16 protein-coding genes are annotated in these 17,996 nt (G+C 64.1%); 4 read left to right on the forward strand and 12 right to left on the reverse strand.

Features of this window, described 5'->3' with window-relative positions; all coding sequences use genetic code 11:
• Positions 1-306: 306 nt before the first annotated feature.
• From ampD to VEC01_RS10020, 7 genes are all read right to left on the reverse strand, one after another.
• Positions 307-900 carry a 1,6-anhydro-N-acetylmuramyl-L-alanine amidase AmpD gene (gene ampD, locus VEC01_RS09990; protein ID WP_324900663.1) on the reverse strand — a complete coding sequence of 198 codons (594 nt, stop codon included), beginning with the start codon at positions 898-900 and terminating at the stop codon, positions 307-309.
• Positions 897-2,381, reverse strand: coding sequence for a sigma-54 dependent transcriptional regulator (locus VEC01_RS09995; RefSeq protein WP_324900664.1), 1,485 nt, complete (start codon positions 2,379-2,381; stop codon positions 897-899). Before VEC01_RS09995 ends, ampD begins: the two co-directional genes overlap by 4 nt.
• A 48-nt stretch (positions 2,382-2,429) precedes the next feature.
• Entirely contained in the window at positions 2,430-4,118 is a 1,689-nt protein-coding gene (locus VEC01_RS10000) for a sensor histidine kinase (protein ID WP_324900665.1), read from the reverse strand.
• Between the two features lie 64 nt (positions 4,119-4,182).
• A complete protein-coding gene (locus tag VEC01_RS10005) occupies positions 4,183-4,431 on the reverse strand; it encodes a PP0621 family protein (protein WP_324900666.1) in 249 nt (82 codons plus the stop codon).
• Positions 4,428-5,237: a cytochrome C assembly family protein gene (locus tag VEC01_RS10010; protein ID WP_324900667.1), complete on the reverse strand. Its 810-nt coding sequence runs from the start codon at positions 5,235-5,237 to the stop codon at positions 4,428-4,430. Before VEC01_RS10010 ends, VEC01_RS10005 begins: the two co-directional genes overlap by 4 nt.
• A 96-nt stretch (positions 5,238-5,333) precedes the next feature.
• A complete protein-coding gene (locus VEC01_RS10015; RefSeq protein ID WP_324900668.1) occupies positions 5,334-6,677 on the reverse strand; it encodes a sigma-54 dependent transcriptional regulator in 1,344 nt (447 codons plus the stop codon).
• Positions 6,670-8,502 carry a sensor histidine kinase gene (locus VEC01_RS10020; protein ID WP_324900669.1) on the reverse strand — a complete coding sequence of 611 codons (1,833 nt, stop codon included), beginning with the start codon at positions 8,500-8,502 and terminating at the stop codon, positions 6,670-6,672. Before VEC01_RS10020 ends, VEC01_RS10015 begins: the two co-directional genes overlap by 8 nt.
• A gap of 490 nt (positions 8,503-8,992) precedes the next feature.
• Between VEC01_RS10020 and ffh the strand changes: the two genes are divergently transcribed.
• Both ffh and VEC01_RS10030 read left to right on the forward strand, forming a co-directional pair.
• On the forward strand, positions 8,993-10,360 hold the full coding sequence (gene ffh, locus VEC01_RS10025) for a signal recognition particle protein (RefSeq protein WP_324900670.1): 1,368 nt from the start codon (positions 8,993-8,995) through the stop codon (positions 10,358-10,360).
• Between the two features lie 665 nt (positions 10,361-11,025).
• Positions 11,026-11,547 carry an SWIB/MDM2 domain-containing protein gene (locus VEC01_RS10030; RefSeq protein WP_324900671.1) on the forward strand — a complete coding sequence of 174 codons (522 nt, stop codon included), beginning with the start codon at positions 11,026-11,028 and terminating at the stop codon, positions 11,545-11,547.
• A gap of 103 nt (positions 11,548-11,650) precedes the next feature.
• On the opposite strand, the gene VEC01_RS10035 is transcribed toward VEC01_RS10030, so the two are convergent.
• From VEC01_RS10035 to VEC01_RS10045, 3 genes are read right to left on the reverse strand one after another with little or no spacing between them, the layout of a single operon-like run.
• Positions 11,651-12,238 (reverse strand): hypothetical protein, encoded by a 588-nt coding sequence (locus tag VEC01_RS10035; RefSeq protein ID WP_324900672.1) that lies wholly within the window; start codon positions 12,236-12,238, stop codon positions 11,651-11,653.
• 17 nt (positions 12,239-12,255) lie between these two features.
• On the reverse strand, positions 12,256-12,864 hold the full coding sequence (locus VEC01_RS10040; RefSeq protein ID WP_324900673.1) for a lytic transglycosylase domain-containing protein: 609 nt from the start codon (positions 12,862-12,864) through the stop codon (positions 12,256-12,258).
• Between the two features lie 16 nt (positions 12,865-12,880).
• The gene (locus VEC01_RS10045) at positions 12,881-14,605 is read right to left on the reverse strand and encodes a proline--tRNA ligase (protein WP_324900674.1); all 1,725 of its coding nucleotides are present in this window, start codon (positions 14,603-14,605) and stop codon (positions 12,881-12,883) included.
• Positions 14,606-14,804: 199 nt separating this feature from the next.
• Here VEC01_RS10045 and VEC01_RS10050 point away from each other — a divergent pair, with 199 nt between their 5' ends.
• Together VEC01_RS10050 and VEC01_RS10055 are read left to right on the forward strand one after the other, a co-directional pair.
• Positions 14,805-15,395, forward strand: a complete 591-nt coding sequence (locus VEC01_RS10050; protein ID WP_324900675.1) for an RNA pyrophosphohydrolase — start codon at positions 14,805-14,807, stop codon at positions 15,393-15,395.
• 65 nt (positions 15,396-15,460) lie between these two features.
• Positions 15,461-15,997 carry a CNP1-like family protein gene (locus VEC01_RS10055; RefSeq protein ID WP_324900676.1) on the forward strand — a complete coding sequence of 179 codons (537 nt, stop codon included), beginning with the start codon at positions 15,461-15,463 and terminating at the stop codon, positions 15,995-15,997.
• A 132-nt stretch (positions 15,998-16,129) separates the two neighbouring features.
• On the opposite strand, the gene proB is transcribed toward VEC01_RS10055, so the two are convergent.
• Together proB and VEC01_RS10065 are read right to left on the reverse strand one after the other, a co-directional pair.
• The gene (proB, locus tag VEC01_RS10060) at positions 16,130-17,248 is read right to left on the reverse strand and encodes a glutamate 5-kinase (RefSeq protein WP_324900677.1); all 1,119 of its coding nucleotides are present in this window, start codon (positions 17,246-17,248) and stop codon (positions 16,130-16,132) included.
• A gap of 93 nt (positions 17,249-17,341) precedes the next feature.
• Positions 17,342-17,996, reverse strand: a 655-nt coding sequence (locus tag VEC01_RS10065; RefSeq protein WP_324900678.1) for an Obg family GTPase, incomplete at its 5' end; no start/stop codon positions are given.

The following is a 17,996-nucleotide window of genomic DNA, read 5'->3' on the forward strand; positions in this document are numbered from 1 at the left end:
TTAATTAGAATGCCCGGCCCGACCGGGGTTCACGTTCACGCCGTCGCGCTTGCGACATGTTGAACGGACTTTCGGCCTGCGGCGTGTCGCCCGAGGGGAGAGCTGCTCACCGCCCGTCCACACTCAAGCTCTTTGCTGAGGAACAACCTGAACAGCCCAAAAAAAGGAAATCGCGACCCACTATATCTAGTGGTTCACGCCGCGATTGGTACTAATTCTAGTGCCAGGTTTATGAGGATGCAATATGTTTTTTACTTGATCTGAAATAATTTTTTGCCACACAAACCGGTTGACTTTTTCAGCCGGTCATGAAGGAAATTTCAGATCAACGAGAGAGCGGGCAAGCTGTCCGTTTTGCATCAAGGACTTGCGATAGGCTTCCCAATCGAAGAAGGGACCGGGATCGGTCTTGCGTCCGGGTGCGATATGTTCATGCCCCGCAACATCGGTGAGCGGATAGCGCTGCGCGAGCGCCTGCGTCAATTCGGCCAGCGCCGCGTACTGGCAGGGGTCGAAGGGTTCGAAGTCGGTGCCCTCAAGCTCGATCCCGATCGAGAAGTCGTTGCATCGCTCGCGCCCGCAGAACGTGGAGGCGCCTGCATGCCAGGCGCGGTCGTTGGCGGAGACGAACTGGATCACCGTGCCGTCGCGCCGGATCAGGAAGTGCGCCGAGACGCGCAGCGTGCGCAACTGGTCGAAATAGGGATGGGCGTCGCAATCGAGGCGGTTGCAGAACAGGTCCTCGATTTCCGTGCCGCCGAAGCGGCCTGGCGGCAGGCTGATGTTATGGATCACAAGCAGCCGGATCTCGGTGTCCGGGGCGCGGGTGTCGAAGTTTGGCGACGGTGAACGCGCGGCGCCGTCAGCCCAGCCGTCGTCGCCGATCCGGTATCGGTTCATGTATCGGGCTCGTGGATATCCAGCCGCTGCATGCGGTAGCGCAGCTGACGGAAGCTGATGCCGAGCAGTTCCGCCGCCTGGGTACGGTTGAAATGGGTCTTCGACAGTGCGCGCCGGATGATTTCGCGCTCGACATTGTCGAGATAATCCGGCAGCGAACCCGGCAAGTCGTCATCCGGGCGCTGGGGTACGGCAAGCGCGTGATCCGTTGCCGGCACGGGAGCCGGTACACCCGCGCGTTCCGCAACCGGTTCCAGTGCAGTTGCGGTCGCAGGTGCGGGTGCAGGCGCTGCGTCGGCGGCGGCGCCGGGCGGGGGCATGTGCGCGCCCTTGAGGGCGAGATCGCCGACCGCGATCTCGCCGTCGTTGGCAAACGCGAGGGCACGCTCCAGGATGTTTTCCAGCTCGCGCACATTGCCCGGGAAGGCATATGCACGCAGCGCGTCCAGCGCCTGCGCGGACAGCACCGTCTTGCCGCCGGGCGCGGACATCCGCTCGAGCAGCACATCTGCAAGCAGGCCGATGTCTTCCAGCCGCTCGCGCAACGGCGGCAGGCGCAGCTCGATCACGTTCAGCCGGTAATAGAGATCCTGCCGGAAGCGTCCCTTCTCCACACATTCGGCCAGGTTCTGATGGGTGGCACTGATGATGCGGACATCGACCGGTTCTTCCACCGTTGCGCCAACCTTGCGCACCCGGCGCTCCTGGATCGCGCGCAGCAGCTTGACCTGCATCTGCAGGGGCAGGTCGGCCACTTCGTCGAGCATCAGCGTACCGCCGTTGGCGGCCTGGAAGAAACCGTCGCGGTCCTCGTTGGCGCCGGTAAACGCGCCCTTGCGGTAACCGAAGAATTCCGCTTCCATCAGCGCTTCCGGGATCGCGCCGCAGTTGACCGCGATGAAAGGCTTGTCGGCGCGCGCGCTGTGCGCATGGATGTCGCGCGCGGCGAGCTCCTTGCCACTGCCCGACTCGCCGGTGATGGCCACCGGTGCCATGCTGCGCGCCAGCCGTACGATCTGCGCGCGCAGTTCCTGCATGACGGCCGACTCGCCGATCAGGCAAGAGCTGGCCGCCGCGCCATCGCCCGCCACCTGCCCCGGGCCAGCCGGCGACTTGTGCATGCGCAACGCCGACTGCACCAGCAGCCGCAGCTGGTCCAGGCCGACCGGCTTGGACAGGTAATCGAAGGCGCCTGCCTTGAGCGCCGCCACCGCGTTCTCGGCACTGCCGAAAGCGGTGATCACCGCGATCGGCGTGTTCCGGTGCGCGGCCGCGACCTCGCGCACCAATTCGATGCCCATTCCGTCCGGCAGCCGCATGTCGGTCAACACCAGCGCGTAGTCGGTGCGCGCCAGGTGGCCGCGGGCAGCGGCCATGGATTCGGCGCAGTCGACGTCGAGTCCCATCTTGACGAGGGTAATCTCGAGCAACTCGCGCAAATCGGCCTCATCGTCGACGACCAGGATTCGAGGTGCAGTCATGGCAGCGGTTCAGCTCTTTCGGTATGTTGTGGTGGATTCGTCATTGCGTCAGGCGAGCGCGGCGAAGGTGACCACGAACCTGCCGCTCGGTTCATCCATGCCCTCGCTCGACATGCCCATCCGGTATTCGTAATCGAGCATGGCACCGTTATTCAAGCACAATTCGCGCGCCAGGTAGAGCCCCAAGCCGGTGCCCTTGCTGGACGTGGTGTAGAAAGGCTCGAACAGGTGCGCCCGCACTTCCGGCGTAATTGCCGGACCGTCATCCTGCACGTGGAGTTCCAGGCGCTCAGCCTGGGGCGCGAATGCGTGCAGGCGGACGCTGCCGTCCCGTCCGCTGGCATACCTCACCGCATTGGACAGCAGGTTCACCACCACCTCGTGCAGGTGCACGGGATCGAAACGCACCCGGTGGGAAGCCATGTCACCGATCTCGATCACACCTTCACGCAGGCCATGGCTTTCCCGGAACTCCTCGACCAGGTTCGTCAGGAAGGTGCCGAGCGGTAGCGGCTCATTATTCGCATGCGCCTTGCGCGACAGCTTCAGGATATCTTCGATCATCTGGTTCAGCCGCACGACGTTATCGCCGACAATCTTCAGCAGCCTGCCCTGGGTCGGCTCGGTGATGTCTTCCTTCAGCAGTGATGCCGCATGCGATATCGCCGACAGCGGGTTGCGCACTTCATGCGCGATGCTGGCGGTCAGGCGGCCCATCGAGGCCAGCTTCAGCTGCTGCGCCCGGTTTTCGATTTCCGTCACGTCCTGCAGGAAGATCACCGTCCTGTCCTCCGCCGGGTTGGCGGTTTCCACCCGCGCGAACCGCAGCTTCAGATGGGCAACCCGTTCCCACCGCCGGTCGCGGCCGGCCATGCCGGTAATGACGGGAGCAACCTCATCCCCACGCTTTATACGGACGAAGGACGAGGAGTCCGGCATGGCGGCGCCGCCATCGAGATGCGCAAGCCACGCAAGAAACGCATCGGCGATCGGCCGCAGGAACGGCGTGTCGATCAGCTTGAAGTGCGGTTGATCATAAACAATCTGAAGCCCGAGCATGCGTTCCACCGCGGGATTGCCGGCGAACACCTCGGTATCGCGTCCTACCACCAGGATCCCGTCGCCCATGTCGGCGATCACCAGCCGGTTGATTGCTTCCTGCAGCTTCAGGTCGCGCCCGCGCTGGGCGGCAAGGTTCTCCTGCTTGATCAGCTTCGCCGCAAGCCGGTTGACCACGAAGATCGCGATGAAGAACGCCGCGCCATAGAGCCCGACCCGCGACGGCGACGCTTCGGTCGTCGAATACAGCAACTGATAGCCGCTTTCCGACAGCATGACCAGCGTGACGACGGAAACGAAGAACAACGCCAGCACCAGCGGCGCCAGGATGGCCGCGCCCGCCAGCGGAAACAGGTACAGGATCGCCAGTCCGCTGCGCGCGCCGCCGCTGGCGACGTAGAGCATGGAGATGGCGGCGATATCGACCAGCAGCTGGAGCAGCAGCTGCGACATGAATTGGCGGCGCCAGTAGACCGACAGCAATGCAAACCCGATCGCGATCATGCCGTAGACCACAAAGACATCCCAGTTACTGGCCAGCTTCGCGCCCGCGCCATCCTGCACCGCGTCGACGCCGAGATAGACCAGCAGCACGATTGCGATCACGATGCGCGTGACGCAGAAGGTCTGCAGCGTGCGCCAGAAGGTTTCGCGGGTTTCCCTGAGACGCGGCGCCATCAACGCCCCCCGGTTCGGGCAGCGCCCTGCATCGCGGCCGGGAATGCAATCCGCGAGGATGGCTTCATGCCTGGGGATGGCTGGAGGAATGCAAGCGCCGATGCTCCTCGCTGCAGAAGGAAACGCCGGAGAAGGGAACCGACTCGGAAGCCGGCACGTAGGTGCCGCAATGCGCGCAGCACACCATCCGCTCGGCCACGACCGGTGCTTCCGGTCTGGCGGATTTGCGCGCCTGCTGCCGCACCGCCTTCTTCGCATGCATGATCCACAGGACGATGGCGAAGGCGATCAGCGCCCACAGCAGGTATTTCATGCGAGGCCCCGGTGCAGCACCACTTCCAGGACGAAACGGCTGCCCACATACGCCAGGAGCAAGGTGGCAAAACCGGTCAGCGTGAAACGCAGCGCGGTCTTACCGCGCCAGCCGCGCCAGACCCGCCCGGTCAGCAACGCGCCGAACAGAATCCAGGACAGCATCGTGAAGACCGTCTTGTGGTCCCACTTGATCGGCGTGCCAAACAACTCTTCAGAAAAGACGATGCCGGACAGCACCGTCAGCGTCAGCAAGGCGAAGCCGAAGGCGATGAGCCGGAACAGCAGGCGTTCCATCGTCAGCAGCGCCGGCAGGCGGTCGATCGCCATCGCCAGCCATCCGCCTTGCGCGGCACCGGTATGCGCATGCAGGCGCGACTCCTGCACCGCCATCAGAACCGCGTGGAAGGCGGCGATGGTCAGCGTGCTGTAGGCAAGAATCGCGATCGCGACATGCCAGGGAAACAATGCCGTCCTGCCTTCCAGCGGCACCACGCTGCCCGGAAACAGGACCGGCAGGATCACCGCCAGCGCGGCGCAGGGTAGCACCAGCACGCGCAATCCGTCCAGCGACAGGTTGCGGTTCTCCAGCCAGTACGCACCGACCGATATCCACAGCGTGGCCGACAGCATGATCGCGAAGCCGATGCGCAGGGAGCCCGGTCCCGCCATGTCCGCCCACAAAGCACCGCCATGCAACAGCCAGGCAGCAGCCGTGCCGGCGGAAATCGGGACGCGCTGCTGCGACGGCAGGAAGGCGCAGAGCGCGTACAGCAAGGCCGCCAGAACGAAGAAATAAGTATGCATCGCGGGAACGGGTTATGAGCAGACTCCGAGTTTACACCATGTAGGGGGGCAACCGGCCCCGCCCGGAAGCCGGAAACGGCGGGCCGAGCAGGATTGTCATTCCGCCACCCGGCCAGTCGGAAGCTGGTACTTTTTCAACTTGTCATACAGTGTTTTCTTTGGCACGCCGAGCCTTTCCGCCGCCGCGGAAACATTCCCCTCGACCGCCGACAGCGCCTCCACGATCAGCATCCTTTCGTAGGCATCGACCCGCTGCGGCAGCGCGGCGGCGCCCTCTGGCTGCCCCTGCATCGCGGCCGGCGCGGGTTCGACCACCCCCAGCACCAGCCGGTCGGCGAAATTGCGCAGCTCGCGCACGTTGCCCGGCCACTCGCGTGCTTGCCATTCCGCCATCTGCGCGGTGCTCCATTGCGGCACCGGGCGCTGGTAGCGAACCGCGGCTCCTTGCACGAAGTGGGACAGCAGCAAGGGAATGTCCTCGCGCCGCTCGGCCAGGCGCGGCAGATCGATGCTGACCACGCCGATCCGGTAATACAAGTCTTCACGGAAGCCGCCCTGGGCGCTCAGCCGCAGCAGGTCGGCCTTGCTGGCGGCGACGATGCGGCAATCGACCTGTATCGGCTCATTGCCGCCCAGCCGCTCCAGCCTGCGCTCCTGCAACACGCGCAGCAGCTTGACCTGCAAGGCGAGAGGCATGCTTTCAATTTCATCAAGGAAAACGGTGCCCCCGTTGGCGTACTCCAGCTTGCCGATGCGGCGCTTCTGCGCGCTGGTAAAAGCGCCCGCCTCGTGACCGAAAATCTCGCTTTCGAACACGCTTTCCGGCAAGGCGCCGCAGTTGATTGCCACGAACGGCCCTTTGCGGCCGCTCGCCGCATGCAGATGCCGGGCAACGACTTCCTTGCCGGTGCCGGTCTGGCCGTTGATCAGCACGTCGGCGCCGGTCGGCCCCACCGCACGGATCATGCTGCGCAGTTTTTCGATCGCCGGCGACAGCCCGATCAGCGCCGGCATGTCGCCATGCGCAACCCAGGCGGCCTTGAGGCGTTCGTTTTCCAGCACCAGGCGGCGCTTTTCCTGTGCCCGCCTCACCGTGCCCACCAGGCGCTCCGCGGCAAACGGCTTCTCGATGAAATCATAGGCGCCGGCGCGCATCGCCTCGACCGCCATGCCGACGTCGCCGTGGCCGGTAATCACGATGACCGGCAGGGTCGGGTCCATTGCCGCCACCTGCGCCAGCAATTCCATCCCCGAGCGCCCCGGCAGGTGCACGTCAGTCACGACAACACCGGGAAACCCCGGCTGCAGCCATGCCTGCGCTTCCTCGGCGCTGCCGCAGGCGCGGACCTTGAATCCTCCCAGTTCCAGCGTCTGCGCCGTCGCCATGCGCACCGCCTGCTCGTCTTCGACAAGTATTGCTTCGTCCTCTGATTTATACATGGACAACCTGACCTCCCTCCGCTTGCGCCGGCTCGACGGGTGCCGGCCACCGGATCATGAATTCCGCCCCGCCGCCAGGGTGATTGCATGCCGTCAATTGGCCATTCATCGCCTGCACGATCGACGAGGAGATGGCCAGCCCCAGGCCCAGCCCCCGGCCGGCCGCCTTGGTGGTAAAGAACGGCTCGAACAGATGCTGCGCCACCTGTTCCGGGATTCCGGGTCCGCTGTCGCGAATGCGCACGACCGCATGCCCCCCCTCCCGGCAGAGGCTTACCGCGACCCGCTTCGGCTGCGCGTCCTCGACCGCGTCCAGTGCGTTGCGCAGCAGGTTGATCAGCACCTGCTCGGTACGTACCGAGTCGCCCAGCACAGAGACCGCGTCCCGGATATCGATATCAAGTTGCGCGCCCTGGCGCCGGAAGTCTCCCTCCAGCAGCATCGCCGAGGCGTGGATGGATTGCGCCAGGTCGACGCTGGAGACGGCTTCATGGCTCTTGCGCGCAAAGCCCTTGAGCTGGCCGATGATGGCGCCCATGCGTGCCGTGGCAGCACTGATGTGGGACAGGTTTTCGCCCGCCTTGTCCGTCTGCCCGCGCCCGAGGAAGGTCACTGCGTTGTCGGCGAAGGCGCGGATTGCCGCCAGCGGCTGGTTCAGCTCGTGGGTGACGCCGGCGGCCATCTGTCCCAGCATCGCCAGCTTGCCGGCCTGCACCAGTTCATTCTGAGTCGAACGCAGCAGCTGTTCGGTTTCCTTGAGCTTCGCGTATTTCGTTTCGAGACTGCGGTTTGCTGCCAGCAGTTCGTCGGTGCGCTGTGCGATCTTGCGGTCCAGTTCTTCCGCCGCCTGCTGCAGCGCCTTGCGCGACGCCGAACGCTCCTCGAGCCGCCGCCGCCTCTGGTAGGCCGCCCAGACGGAGATCGCAGCGACCGCCAGCACCAGCGCTGCCGCTCCGGCAGCCAGGGTGGCCGAGCGTGTGACCCGCGCCTGCGACGGAAACAGGAGCAGTTGCCACCCGAGCCGGCCGACCGGCTTGGTCACGTGTTCGCCGAAACCTGCGCGTTCAGGCTCCGGCAACATCCCAATGGGTGAGATGGTGCGGCGCGCATACTGAAGCGTGCCCGCCAGCTCGTGCTGCTCGCTCGCGGTCAGCGGCCGGGTGCTGTGGTAGCGCCAGGCCGGCCGGTTGCTGAGGAAAACCACGCCGTTGCGGTCAGCAAGCGCGATCGGCTCTTCGCTGCTGCGCCAGGCCTGCTCGAATTCCGCCAGGCTGATCTTGACGGCCATGACCCCGATCGGCCGCGCGCCTTCCCGCGGGGCGCCACGGGTATAGACAGGCTGCGCGATGAAGTAACCCGGCTCGCTGGTGGCGCTGCCGATACCGTAGAACCGGCCGGCCTTGCCGCCGAGCGCGTCGCGGAAATAGGGCCGAAAGCCGAAATTCTTGCCGACGAAGCTGAGCGCGTCGTCGAAATTGCTCGATGCGAGCGTATTTCCATCGCGGTCCATCAGGTAGATGGCGCTCACCTTCGATTGCCGCTGGATGGACTGCAGCGTCCGGTTCACCCCGGCCCGAAGCGCCTGATCGGCGGGATTTTCCAGCAATCCGGAAATGTCGGTCTGGAAGCCCAGCGCGAACGGCAGCGTCTCGAACTTCTCCAGCACCGACTCCAGGTCGAGCGCGATGATCTGCAACTGGCGGTCGCCAGCGGCATGGATGTCATTGCGCGCCCTGCCGGCGGCAACCAGATAGACCGTATAGACGACCGCCACCGCCAGCGCGATCGCCAGTACGACTAGGCCGTTTTGTCTCCTCGATCTCATTCCGTCTTCATTGCACAGGTGGTGCAATCCTCTGCGGGTGCGGATGCGGCGCCACAGGGCTGGCTCCGCGTGCACTATATTACCCCCGCACAACTCGAACCGGTTGGCTTCGCATCGCATTGTTGTGTTTCGCACTGCCCTGCCCGCCTTCAGGACACGAATCTTCCCGACGGCAGCGGTGTCGAAGGCGGACTGCAGCAGATGCTGCTCCGCCTGCGCGGCATGCTGCAAATAGTTTCTGTTTCTCATGCCTTTGCGTCGTTTGGCTTGCCGATTCATCAATCTGCAGGCGCTTGCGGCGATCTTGCACATCGACGGGACTGCATGCCTCGCCCAGGCGAAACATCGCGACGGCCCCCCGTCATGCCGCCCTCCCCCGCGCTGCATGCGCTCGAGAAGGCAAGGCGGCGGCATCGGGTAAAATGGCGGCTGTTCCTGCGGCCCGCCATTCTGCAGCGGCCCTATCCCTTTTCTTGAGACACCGTCACCCATGCTCGACAACCTGACCCAAAGACTGGCGAAAGTCGTCAAAACGATGCGCGGAGAAGCGCGCCTGACCGAATCCAATACCGCCGAGATGCTGCGCGAGGTGCGCCTGGCCCTGCTGGAGGCCGACGTCGCGTTGCCCGCTGTCCGCGAGTTCATCGCCCGCGTGAAGGAAAAAGCGATGGGCGAGGAAGTGATCGGCTCGCTCACCCCCGGCCAGGCCCTGGTTGGCGTGGTGCAGCGCGAGCTGGCCTCGCTGATGGGCGCCGACCTCGGTCCGGAGGCTGCGCAGCTCAACTTCGCCACCCAGCCGCCGGCGATCATCCTGATGGCCGGCCTGCAGGGCGCGGGCAAGACCACCACCGTCGGCAAGCTGGCGAAGTACCTGAAGGAACAGAAGAAGAAAAAGGTGCTGACCGTCTCCGCCGACGTCTACCGTCCGGCCGCGATCGGCCAGTTGCAGACGGTGACCGCACAGGTGGGCGCCGACTTCTTCCCGTCGTCGCCCACCGACAAGCCGGTGGATATCGCGCTGGCAGCGATGGATTACGCGAAGAAGCACTATCACGACGTGCTGATCGTCGACACCGCCGGCCGGCTCGGCATCGATGAGGCGATGATGCAGGAGATTGCCGCCCTGCATGCCGCCCTCAGGCCGATCGAAACCCTGTTCGTGGTCGATGCCATGCTTGGCCAGGATGCGATCAATACCGCCAAGGCCTTCAATGACGCACTGCCGCTGACCGGCGTGGTCCTGACCAAGCTCGACGGCGATGCGCGCGGCGGCGCGGCGCTGTCGGTACGTCACATCACCGGCAAGCCGGTCAAGTTCGCCGGCGTCGCGGAAAAGCTCGACGGCCTGGAAGCCTTCGATCCGCAACGCATGGCCAACCGCATCCTCGGCATGGGCGACATCCTGGCGCTGGTCGAGGAAGCCAGGAAAGGCGTCGACGTCGAAGCGGCGAAGGACCTGGCCGACAAGATCAAGGGCGGCGGCAAGTTCGACCTGAACGACTTCAAGGCCCAGCTGTCGCAGATGAAGAAGATGGGCGGACTCTCCGGCCTGCTCGACAAGCTGCCCGCGCAGCTGCAGCAGGCAGCCGGCAATGCCGACATGGGACAGGCCGAAAAGCAGGTGCGGCGCATGGAGGGAATCATCAACGCGATGACCCCGCAGGAACGCGCCAAGCCGGACCTCATCAAGGCTTCCCGCAAGCGGCGTATCGCTGCCGGCGCCGGCGTGCAGGTGCAGGAAGTGAACCGCATGCTGGCCCAGTTCGAGCAGATGCAGTCGATGATGAAGAAGCTGAAGGGCGGCGGCATGATGAAGATGATGCGCGGCATGAAGGGCATGCTCCCCGGCATGCGCTAAGGCCTTGCGGGAGGGGGACGACGCCCCCCTCTTTGCCATCCTCGCCGGGAACGATAACGAACCGGCCGCCGGCGCACTCCTCTCGATACCTCCCCCTGCCCTCCCCGCAAAACCCCGCCGGCACCCACTGCCCCTCTGTTCCGCGCGCAGCCATGACTGCATTGCATGCGCTCCCCTGGAGAGCGGCATCATTGGCATCCCGGGCGCCGTGCGCGGCGATGCCCGGCCTCAGCCTTCTGACGCAACGCGTAACGGTCAGGAGACATCCTCCGAAGCAGCCCCGTCAGTGACCGGTCGCTCCCGGGGAACGGCTGCAGCAGTGTCCTGCAACAGGGCGCGCGCTTGCGCTTGCCCCTCACAGGCCGGAGAGCCAATACCGGCAAGGCTCTCGGGGCGGCGCCCCTTCCTGCCGGCGTGTCCGCTATGTCGCCTCGCCGTCTCCCCTCGAGACCTACGACGGAACGGCCATGCTCCCATCAGAGGGAAAACCGCCCGCGCCAAAGGGACAAAACCCCCTTTTCTCCTATGAAGATCTCGTGGCACGGAGCACACAAAATCATGCAAAAACGTTCAAAAAACACTTGCATCCCTGTGAAAACCGCACCACTATTAGCGTTGCGTGATTCGACGCAATTTCCCAACACATTCGTGAAGGAGGCTTGAAGATGGCAACAGCCAAAAAACCCGCGGCCAAAACAGCCGCCAAGAAGCCCGCTGCGAAGAAAGCCGCAGCTAAGCCCGCAGCAAAGAAAGCAGCACCGGCAAAGAAGCCGGTAGCAAAGAAGGCAGCTGCAAAGCCGGCAGCGAAGCCCGCCGCCAAGAAGGCAGCAGCAAAGCCGGCAGCGAAGAAGCCGGTAGCAAAGAAGGCCGCACCGGTAAAGAAGGTCGCAGCCAAGAAGCCCGCCGCAAAGAAGGTAGCAAAGCCGAAGACACCGCGTAAGCCGAATGCAGCGTTCATGAAACCGATGACGCCGTCCGCAACCCTGGGTGCAGTGATCGGCGCGAATCCGCTGCCGCGTACCGAAGTCACCAAGAAGGTTTGGGACTACATCAAGAAGAACAAGCTGCAAGACACAGCAAACAAACGCATGATCAATGCGGATGACAAGCTGAAAGCCGTGTTTGGCGGAAAGAAGCAAGTGTCGATGTTCGAAATGACCAAACTCATTTCCAATCACCTGCAATAAATCGTCTTTCCGAAGGCCAAACAAAAACGCCCGCATCGCGCGGGCGTTTTTGTTTATGCGCTTCGCCTCCGGGCAGGGGTGGCACCCGGCGCCCTGGCTTGTCTCACCGGGGACAAGTGCCGACGACCATCGCGGCAAGTTCGCTCTCGGCGATCCCTGCACCGGAACGGCGTCCGTAGACGCAGTAAGTACCCGTTGCCCCGATCACTTTCGTCATCCGCCTGCCATCCGGCGCCGTCACCTCCTGCATCGCGCTACCCGAAGGCAGTCCCGCTGCGGCGATCGCGCGCTCGAGGCGCGCCGTCGCCGTCCCCTGCCCTTCGCCAGCCCGCAATGCCGGGAAGTCCTTGCGCAGCTCACGAACGATCTTGCCGACGTCACGCTTTGCCGATTCGAGCAGACTGCCAGCCACGGATGCGTCCATTTCTGCCGAAGACGGGACGGGGTGCCGTTCGGGAACCGGCAACGGGGCCTGCATCTGCTTGTCTTTATCGGCGGCCGCTGGCAGTCTCCGGGCAGGAGCGGGAATAGAGGCTGCGGGCGCCGCAGGGGCGCTCCTGGAGGGGGTGAGATGGATTTCCAGGGCCGGACGTGCCTGGGCAGCGCCGGACGTCATGGGCAGCCCATGACGCAGCCAATACAGCGCGAACAGGTGAAGCAGCACGGACGCCAGCAGCGCCTGCGACAGCATGCGCCGCCGCGACGCGGTCAGCCCTTGAACTCCCACTGTTTCCAGGCGGCGAGAACGGCGTTCGGATACCCGGACTGGCCGCGGCTGCCGTTGTATCGTCCCAGCGCAAGGAAGAGATTGCCCCCTTCCATATCGAGGTACATGCGCAGGATGGAGCAGCCATAACGCAGGTTGGTCTGCATGTGGAACAACTTGCGGCGATCGCCGTCGCCGATCACGCGCGTCCAGAACGGCATCACCTGCATGTAGCCATGAGCGCCGACCGGGGATACCGCGTACTTGCGGAAGGCGGATTCGACCTGGATCAGGCCGAGCACCAATGCGGGATCGAGCCCGGCGCGCCTGGCCTCATACCAGGCCGTTTCGAGGAACTCCCGCCTTACCTGCCAGTCAGGCAGCCGCTTCTTGAGGCGGCTGGACATTTCGCCCAGCCAGTGCAGGTACTTGATGCGTTCGTCGATATTGTCGAACTTCGGGCGCGGCGGCCGCGCGTCGGCGATGGCATTGGCCAGCGCCAGCCGCACGCCGTCGGCCAGCGCCTCTTCCTTCTGGTTGCCTGCCCACGCGCCGGCGCTCAGCACCAGCGCCATGACCGCTGCGAGGCGCCGCATCGTCGGATACGTCATGGCCAGCCGGCGGGCCTTATGCGGCAACGCGCGCCTTTACGAAAGCGGCCATCTCGGCAGCGGGGACCGGCGTCGCAGCAGCATCGCGGCGGCCCTGGTATTCCAGCTTGCCTTCCTTCAAGCCGCGTTCGCCGATCACCACGCGATGCGGCACACCGATCAGTTCCCAGTCGGCAAACATCACGCCCGGCCGCTCGCCGCGATCATCCAGGATCACGTCGACACCGGCAGCCAGCAATGCATCGTACAGCTTGTCGGTTTCGGCCTTCACCATCTCGCTGCGGTCGTAGCCCATCGGGCACAGCACCACTTCGAAGGGCGCGATCGCAGTCGGCCAGATGATGCCGCGGTCGTCAAAGTTCTGCTCGATCGCCGCACCCAGGATACGCGTCACGCCGATGCCGTAGCAGCCCATCTGCAGCAGCTGCGGCTTGCCGCTTTCATCCAGGTAGGTGGCATCCATGTCCTTCGAGTAGCGGGTGCCGAGCTGGAACACATGGCCGACCTCGATGCCGCGCTGGATTGCGAGCGCCCCCTTGCCGTCGGGCGAGGGATCGCCGGCGACTACGTTTCGGATGTCTGCAACCACCGGCTCCGGCAGGTCACGCCCCCAGTTCGCACCGGTAAAGTGGTAATCCTCTTCATTGGCCCCGCAGACGAAGTCGCTCATGTTGGCGACCGTGCGGTCGGCAACGACCTTGACCGGCTTCTTCGTGCCGATCGGGCCGAGATAGCCCGGCCTGGTGCCGAACCATTCGACGATTTCGCTCTCGCTGGCGAAACGGTAGGTGCCAAGGCCGGGCACCTTGGCTGCCTTGACTTCATTCAGGTCATGGTCGCCGCGCAGCAGCAGCAGCCAGATTTCCGTGTCGGCGCCGTCCTTGTCGACCGCCAGCACGATGGACTTGACCGTCTGCGACAACGGCAGTCCGAGCAGCTCGGCGACATGCTCGCACTTCGCCTTGCCCGGGGTCGGCGTCTTTGTGAGGGGCTGGGCGGGGGCGGCGCGCGTCGGGATCAGCGCGACTGCCTCGGCGGCCTCGATATTGGCCGCGTAATCCGATTCCGGGCTGTAGACCAGTGCGTCCTCGCCGGTATCGGCGATCACGTGGAATTCGTGCGAACCGGAGCCGCCGATGGCGCCGTTATCGGCGGCGACCGCACGGAACTGCAGGCCGAAGCGGTTGAAGATCGCGACGTAGGCGTCATACATGATCTTGTAGGACTGCTGCATGCCGGCGACGTCTCGGTCGAAGGAATAGGCATCCTTCATCGTGAATTCGCGTCCCCGCATCAGGCCGAAGCGTGGACGGCGCTCGTCGCGGAACTTGGTCTGGATGTGGTAGAAATTGATCGGCAGCTGGCGGTAGGATTTGATCTCGCCGCGCACCACATCAGTGATCACTTCCTCCGAGGTCGGCTGGATCGCGTAGTCGCGGCCATGACGGTCCTTCACGCGCATCAGTTCCGGCCCCATCTTGTCCCAGCGCGCGGTCTCCTGCCAGAGTTCGGCCGGCTGCACCACCGGCATCAGCAACTCGACCGCGCCTGCGCGGTTCATCTCTTGCCGAATGATGTTTTCCACCTTGCGGATCACACGCAAGCCCATCGGCATGTAGGTATAGATGCCCGAGCCGAGGCGCTTGATCATCCCGGCGCGCAGCATGAGTTTGTGGCTGACGATTTCGGCGTCGGACGGAGCTTCCTTGAGGGTTGAAATAAAAAAACGTGATGCGCGCATGACGGTGAATTCTTTTTAAAAAGAGAGAGTTATAATCGACTCAATTTTAAAGGATTAGCTGGCTGATGCATCCTTTCCTGACATTTTTGATGCACGCCGCGGCTCTAGAGGGGACCGCGGATGATGATTGCGCGACTTTGCGCGTGCAAAATTTGTAACGATGGGGATGGTCTAGCCGCAGAAAGTTTTGAGGTGCAACATGCTGGACCGTGAAGGCTTCCGCCCGAACGTCGGCATTATCCTGCTTAACGCCAATAACGAGGTGTGGTGGGGCAAGCGGGTGCGCGAACATTCGTGGCAGTTTCCGCAGGGCGGTATCAAGTTCGGGGAAACACCCGAACAGGCGATGTATCGGGAGCTCGAAGAGGAAGTCGGCCTGAAGGCCGAACACGTCAGGATCATCGGTCGCACACGCGACTGGCTGCGCTATGAAGTCCCTGACCGCTTCATCAAGCGCGAAGTCCGCGGACACTACCGGGGGCAGAAACAGATCTGGTTCCTGCTGCGCATGGTCGGCCGCGACTGCGACATCAACCTGCGCGGCACCGACCATCCCGAGTTCGATGCGTGGCGCTGGCACGAATACTGGGTGCCGCTGGACGTGGTGATCGAATTCAAGCGCGAGGTCTACCAGAAGGCGTTGCAGGAGCTGTCGCGCTTCCTGACGCGGCCTTCGGGCGGCAATTCGCAACGCAATGGCGGACGCTACCTGAGGCAGAACCATAACGCCCGGACGGTGAGCCCGACTACAGCTGCGCCGCCGGCTGCCGCAAAGCCGAAGACCGAATAACCCCGATGTCGCAAAAGGATCCGCTGCGCAGGTGCTGCGCAGCTTCATTTCGAAAGGATGTTCCCATGCCTGCACGGCTGTTCCGGATCTCGCCCCTGCTCGCCTCGCTGGCGCTGGCGGCGGCAGCGCACGCCCAGTCGCGCTTCGAGGAGGATTTCGATGACAAGGACAAGCAATGGCAGGAAATCGCGGTGCAGCTTCCGCCGGCGCCTCTTGCGGAACATCTGGCCCCCTTCTACGTGAGCGCCACCTCGAGCTATTCCTTCGCCGTCGATACCAGGTCGCTGACGCTCGGCCAGGACGGCGTGGTCCGCTATACGCTGGTGGCGGTGAGCGACGCCGGCGCCCGGAATGTCAGCTATGAGGGGATCCGCTGCGCCACCTATGAGCGCAAGCTGTACGCCTTCGGCCAGCCGGACGGCAGCTGGTCACGCTCCAGGCGCGACCAGTGGGAAAGGATCAATGGCAGCGCAGCGAACCGGCAGCATGCGGCGCTTGCGAAGGATTACTTCTGCTCTGAAAAGACAGTGGCCGGCAGCGCGAATGACATGGTGAGGCGGTTGCGCTACCAGCAGACGCTGGAGCCGCAGAGGATTCGGTAAGGACGGTCTCCCTGCTGTTGCAGGACATCGGTATTGAATCGTCGTCCCCGCCTTCCGGCGAAAGCCGGGATGACGGTAAAGATCCGTGGAACGGTGGCGCAATAATGCCCGCATCAGGCGCGGGCCGGATTGCTACAGCAATACCATGTTGTCGCGGTGAATCAACTCCGGCTCCTCGACGAAACCAAGGATAGCCAGGATTTCCGAGGAAGGCCGGCGCATGATGCGACGCGCCTCGGAACTCGAATAATTGCTCATCCCGCGCGCGATCGCCCGCCCGGATTCGTCGGTGCAGGTAATCACGTCCCCGCGGCCGAATTCGCCGGCGACTTCGACCACACCGATCGGCAGCAGCGATTTTCCTTCCGCCGTCAGCTTCTGCACCGCGCCCGCATCCAGCACCACCTTCCCCGCGGTCTGCAGGTGATCGGCCATCCACTGCTTGCGCGCGGTCAGGTGCGCCATCTGAGCCGCCAGTTGTGTGCCGATCACCTCGCCCTTGGCCAACCGGGTCAGCACGCGGTCTTCTCGGCCCCAGGCAATCACGGTATGCGCGCCGGAGGTTGCCGCGCGCTTGGCCGCCAGGATCTTGGTCAACATGCCGCCGCGGCCGATGCCGGTGCCGGCGCCACCCGCCATCGCTTCCAGCGCCGGGTCGCCCGCCTTGGCTTCGTGCACGAACTCTGCGTTCGGGTCCTTGCGCGGATCGGCGGTATACAAGCCCTTCTGGTCGGTCAGGATCACCAGCGCATCGCCTTCGATCAGATTCGCGACCAGCGCGCCGAGCGTGTCGTTGTCGCCGAACTTGATCTCGTCGGTGACCACCGTGTCGTTTTCATTAATGATGGGGACCACGCCGAACCGCAGCAGCGTAAAAAGGGTGGAGCGCGCGTTCAGGTAGCGTTCCCGGTCGGCGAGGTCGGCATGCGTCAGCAGCACCTGCGCGGTGCGAAGCTTGTGCTGGCGAAAACTGGTTTCATAGATCTGCGCCAGTCCCATCTGCCCGACGGCGGCGCAGGCCTGCAATTCGTGGATGCCGGTCGGACGCTTGTCGAAGCCGAGCCGCTGCATGCCCTCGGCAATCGCGCCGGAGCTGACCAGCACGACTTCCTTGCCCATGGCGCGCAGCTGCGCGATCTGCTCCGCCCATTTCGCGATGGCGGCGGTATCGAGCCCCTTGCCGTCGTTGGTCACGAGCGAGGAGCCCACCTTGATGATGAGGCGCTTGGCCTTTTGGATGACGGAGTTCATTATTCTCTTTTGGAAACCGCCATCATGCCAGAGGGAGCGGATGGCTGCCTTGATCCGTGAGGACGGACAGCGGTCCGCCCGCCGGGTATTGTATTACTCGATGACCTTGAACCTCGGATCATCGGGGTCGATCGAAGCAATGCTGCGTGCCTCTTCCGCCACCTGGGTCTCTTCCGCGCGGTGCTCCTGACGGCGCTGCTCGGCCAGGTAGTCGTAGATCGCCATGACCAGATCTTCGCAGCCTTCGCGCGTCAGCGCCGAAATCTCGAACACCGGCCCCTTCCAGCCGAAGCGCTTGATGAAATCCTTCACCCGCTTCTTGCGCTCGTCTTCCGGTACTACGTCGAGCTTGTTCAGCACCAGCCAGCGCGGCTTGTCGTAGAGGGCCTTGTCGTACTTCTTCAGTTCCGCTGCGATCGCCTTGGCCTGTGCGACCGGGTCGACGGCCTCGTCGAACGGCGCGATGTCCACCACGTGCAGCAGCAGGCGCGTGCGCTGCAGATGGCGCAGGAACTGGTGGCCCAGGCCCGCGCCTTCGGATGCGCCCTCGATCAGGCCCGGCACGTCCGCGATCACGAAGCTCTGCTCCGGGCCCACGCGCACGACGCCCAGGTTCGGGTGCAGCGTGGTGAACGGATAGTCGGCGATCTTCGGGCGGGCGCGGCTGACCGCGGCCAGGAAGGTCGACTTGCCGGCGTTCGGCTGGCCGAGCAGGCCTGCATCGGCGATCAGTTTCAGGCGCAGCCAG

Origin of the sequence: Noviherbaspirillum sp. (genome assembly GCF_035627455.1) — a bacterium.
Classification (GTDB): Bacteria; Pseudomonadota; Gammaproteobacteria; order Burkholderiales; family Burkholderiaceae_D; genus Noviherbaspirillum.

Excerpts from the sequence above, each read along its gene's own strand:
- VEC01_RS10035 (WP_324900672.1), bottom strand. The coding sequence starts at position 12,238 with ATGCTGTCGCAGGCGCTGCTGGCGTCCGTGCTGCTTCACCTGTTCGCG.
- VEC01_RS10010 (WP_324900667.1), bottom strand. The coding sequence starts at position 5,237 with ATGCATACTTATTTCTTCGTTCTGGCGGCCTTGCTGTACGCGCTCTGC.
- VEC01_RS09995 (WP_324900664.1), bottom strand. The coding sequence starts at position 2,381 with ATGACTGCACCTCGAATCCTGGTCGTCGACGATGAGGCCGATTTGCGC.
- VEC01_RS10030 (WP_324900671.1), top strand. The coding sequence starts at position 11,026 with ATGGCAACAGCCAAAAAACCCGCGGCCAAAACAGCCGCCAAGAAGCCC.
- VEC01_RS10040 (WP_324900673.1), bottom strand. The coding sequence starts at position 12,864 with ATGACGTATCCGACGATGCGGCGCCTCGCAGCGGTCATGGCGCTGGTG.
- ffh (WP_324900670.1), top strand. The coding sequence starts at position 8,993 with ATGCTCGACAACCTGACCCAAAGACTGGCGAAAGTCGTCAAAACGATG.
- VEC01_RS10015 (WP_324900668.1), bottom strand. The coding sequence starts at position 6,677 with ATGTATAAATCAGAGGACGAAGCAATACTTGTCGAAGACGAGCAGGCG.
- VEC01_RS10020 (WP_324900669.1), bottom strand. The coding sequence starts at position 8,502 with ATGAGATCGAGGAGACAAAACGGCCTAGTCGTACTGGCGATCGCGCTG.
- VEC01_RS10045 (WP_324900674.1), bottom strand. The coding sequence starts at position 14,605 with ATGCGCGCATCACGTTTTTTTATTTCAACCCTCAAGGAAGCTCCGTCC.
- ampD (WP_324900663.1), bottom strand. The coding sequence starts at position 900 with ATGAACCGATACCGGATCGGCGACGACGGCTGGGCTGACGGCGCCGCG.
- VEC01_RS10050 (WP_324900675.1), top strand. The coding sequence starts at position 14,805 with ATGCTGGACCGTGAAGGCTTCCGCCCGAACGTCGGCATTATCCTGCTT.
- VEC01_RS10000 (WP_324900665.1), bottom strand. The coding sequence starts at position 4,118 with ATGGCGCCGCGTCTCAGGGAAACCCGCGAAACCTTCTGGCGCACGCTG.
- proB (WP_324900677.1), bottom strand. The coding sequence starts at position 17,248 with ATGAACTCCGTCATCCAAAAGGCCAAGCGCCTCATCATCAAGGTGGGC.
- VEC01_RS10055 (WP_324900676.1), top strand. The coding sequence starts at position 15,461 with ATGCCTGCACGGCTGTTCCGGATCTCGCCCCTGCTCGCCTCGCTGGCG.
- VEC01_RS10005 (WP_324900666.1), bottom strand. The coding sequence starts at position 4,431 with ATGAAATACCTGCTGTGGGCGCTGATCGCCTTCGCCATCGTCCTGTGG.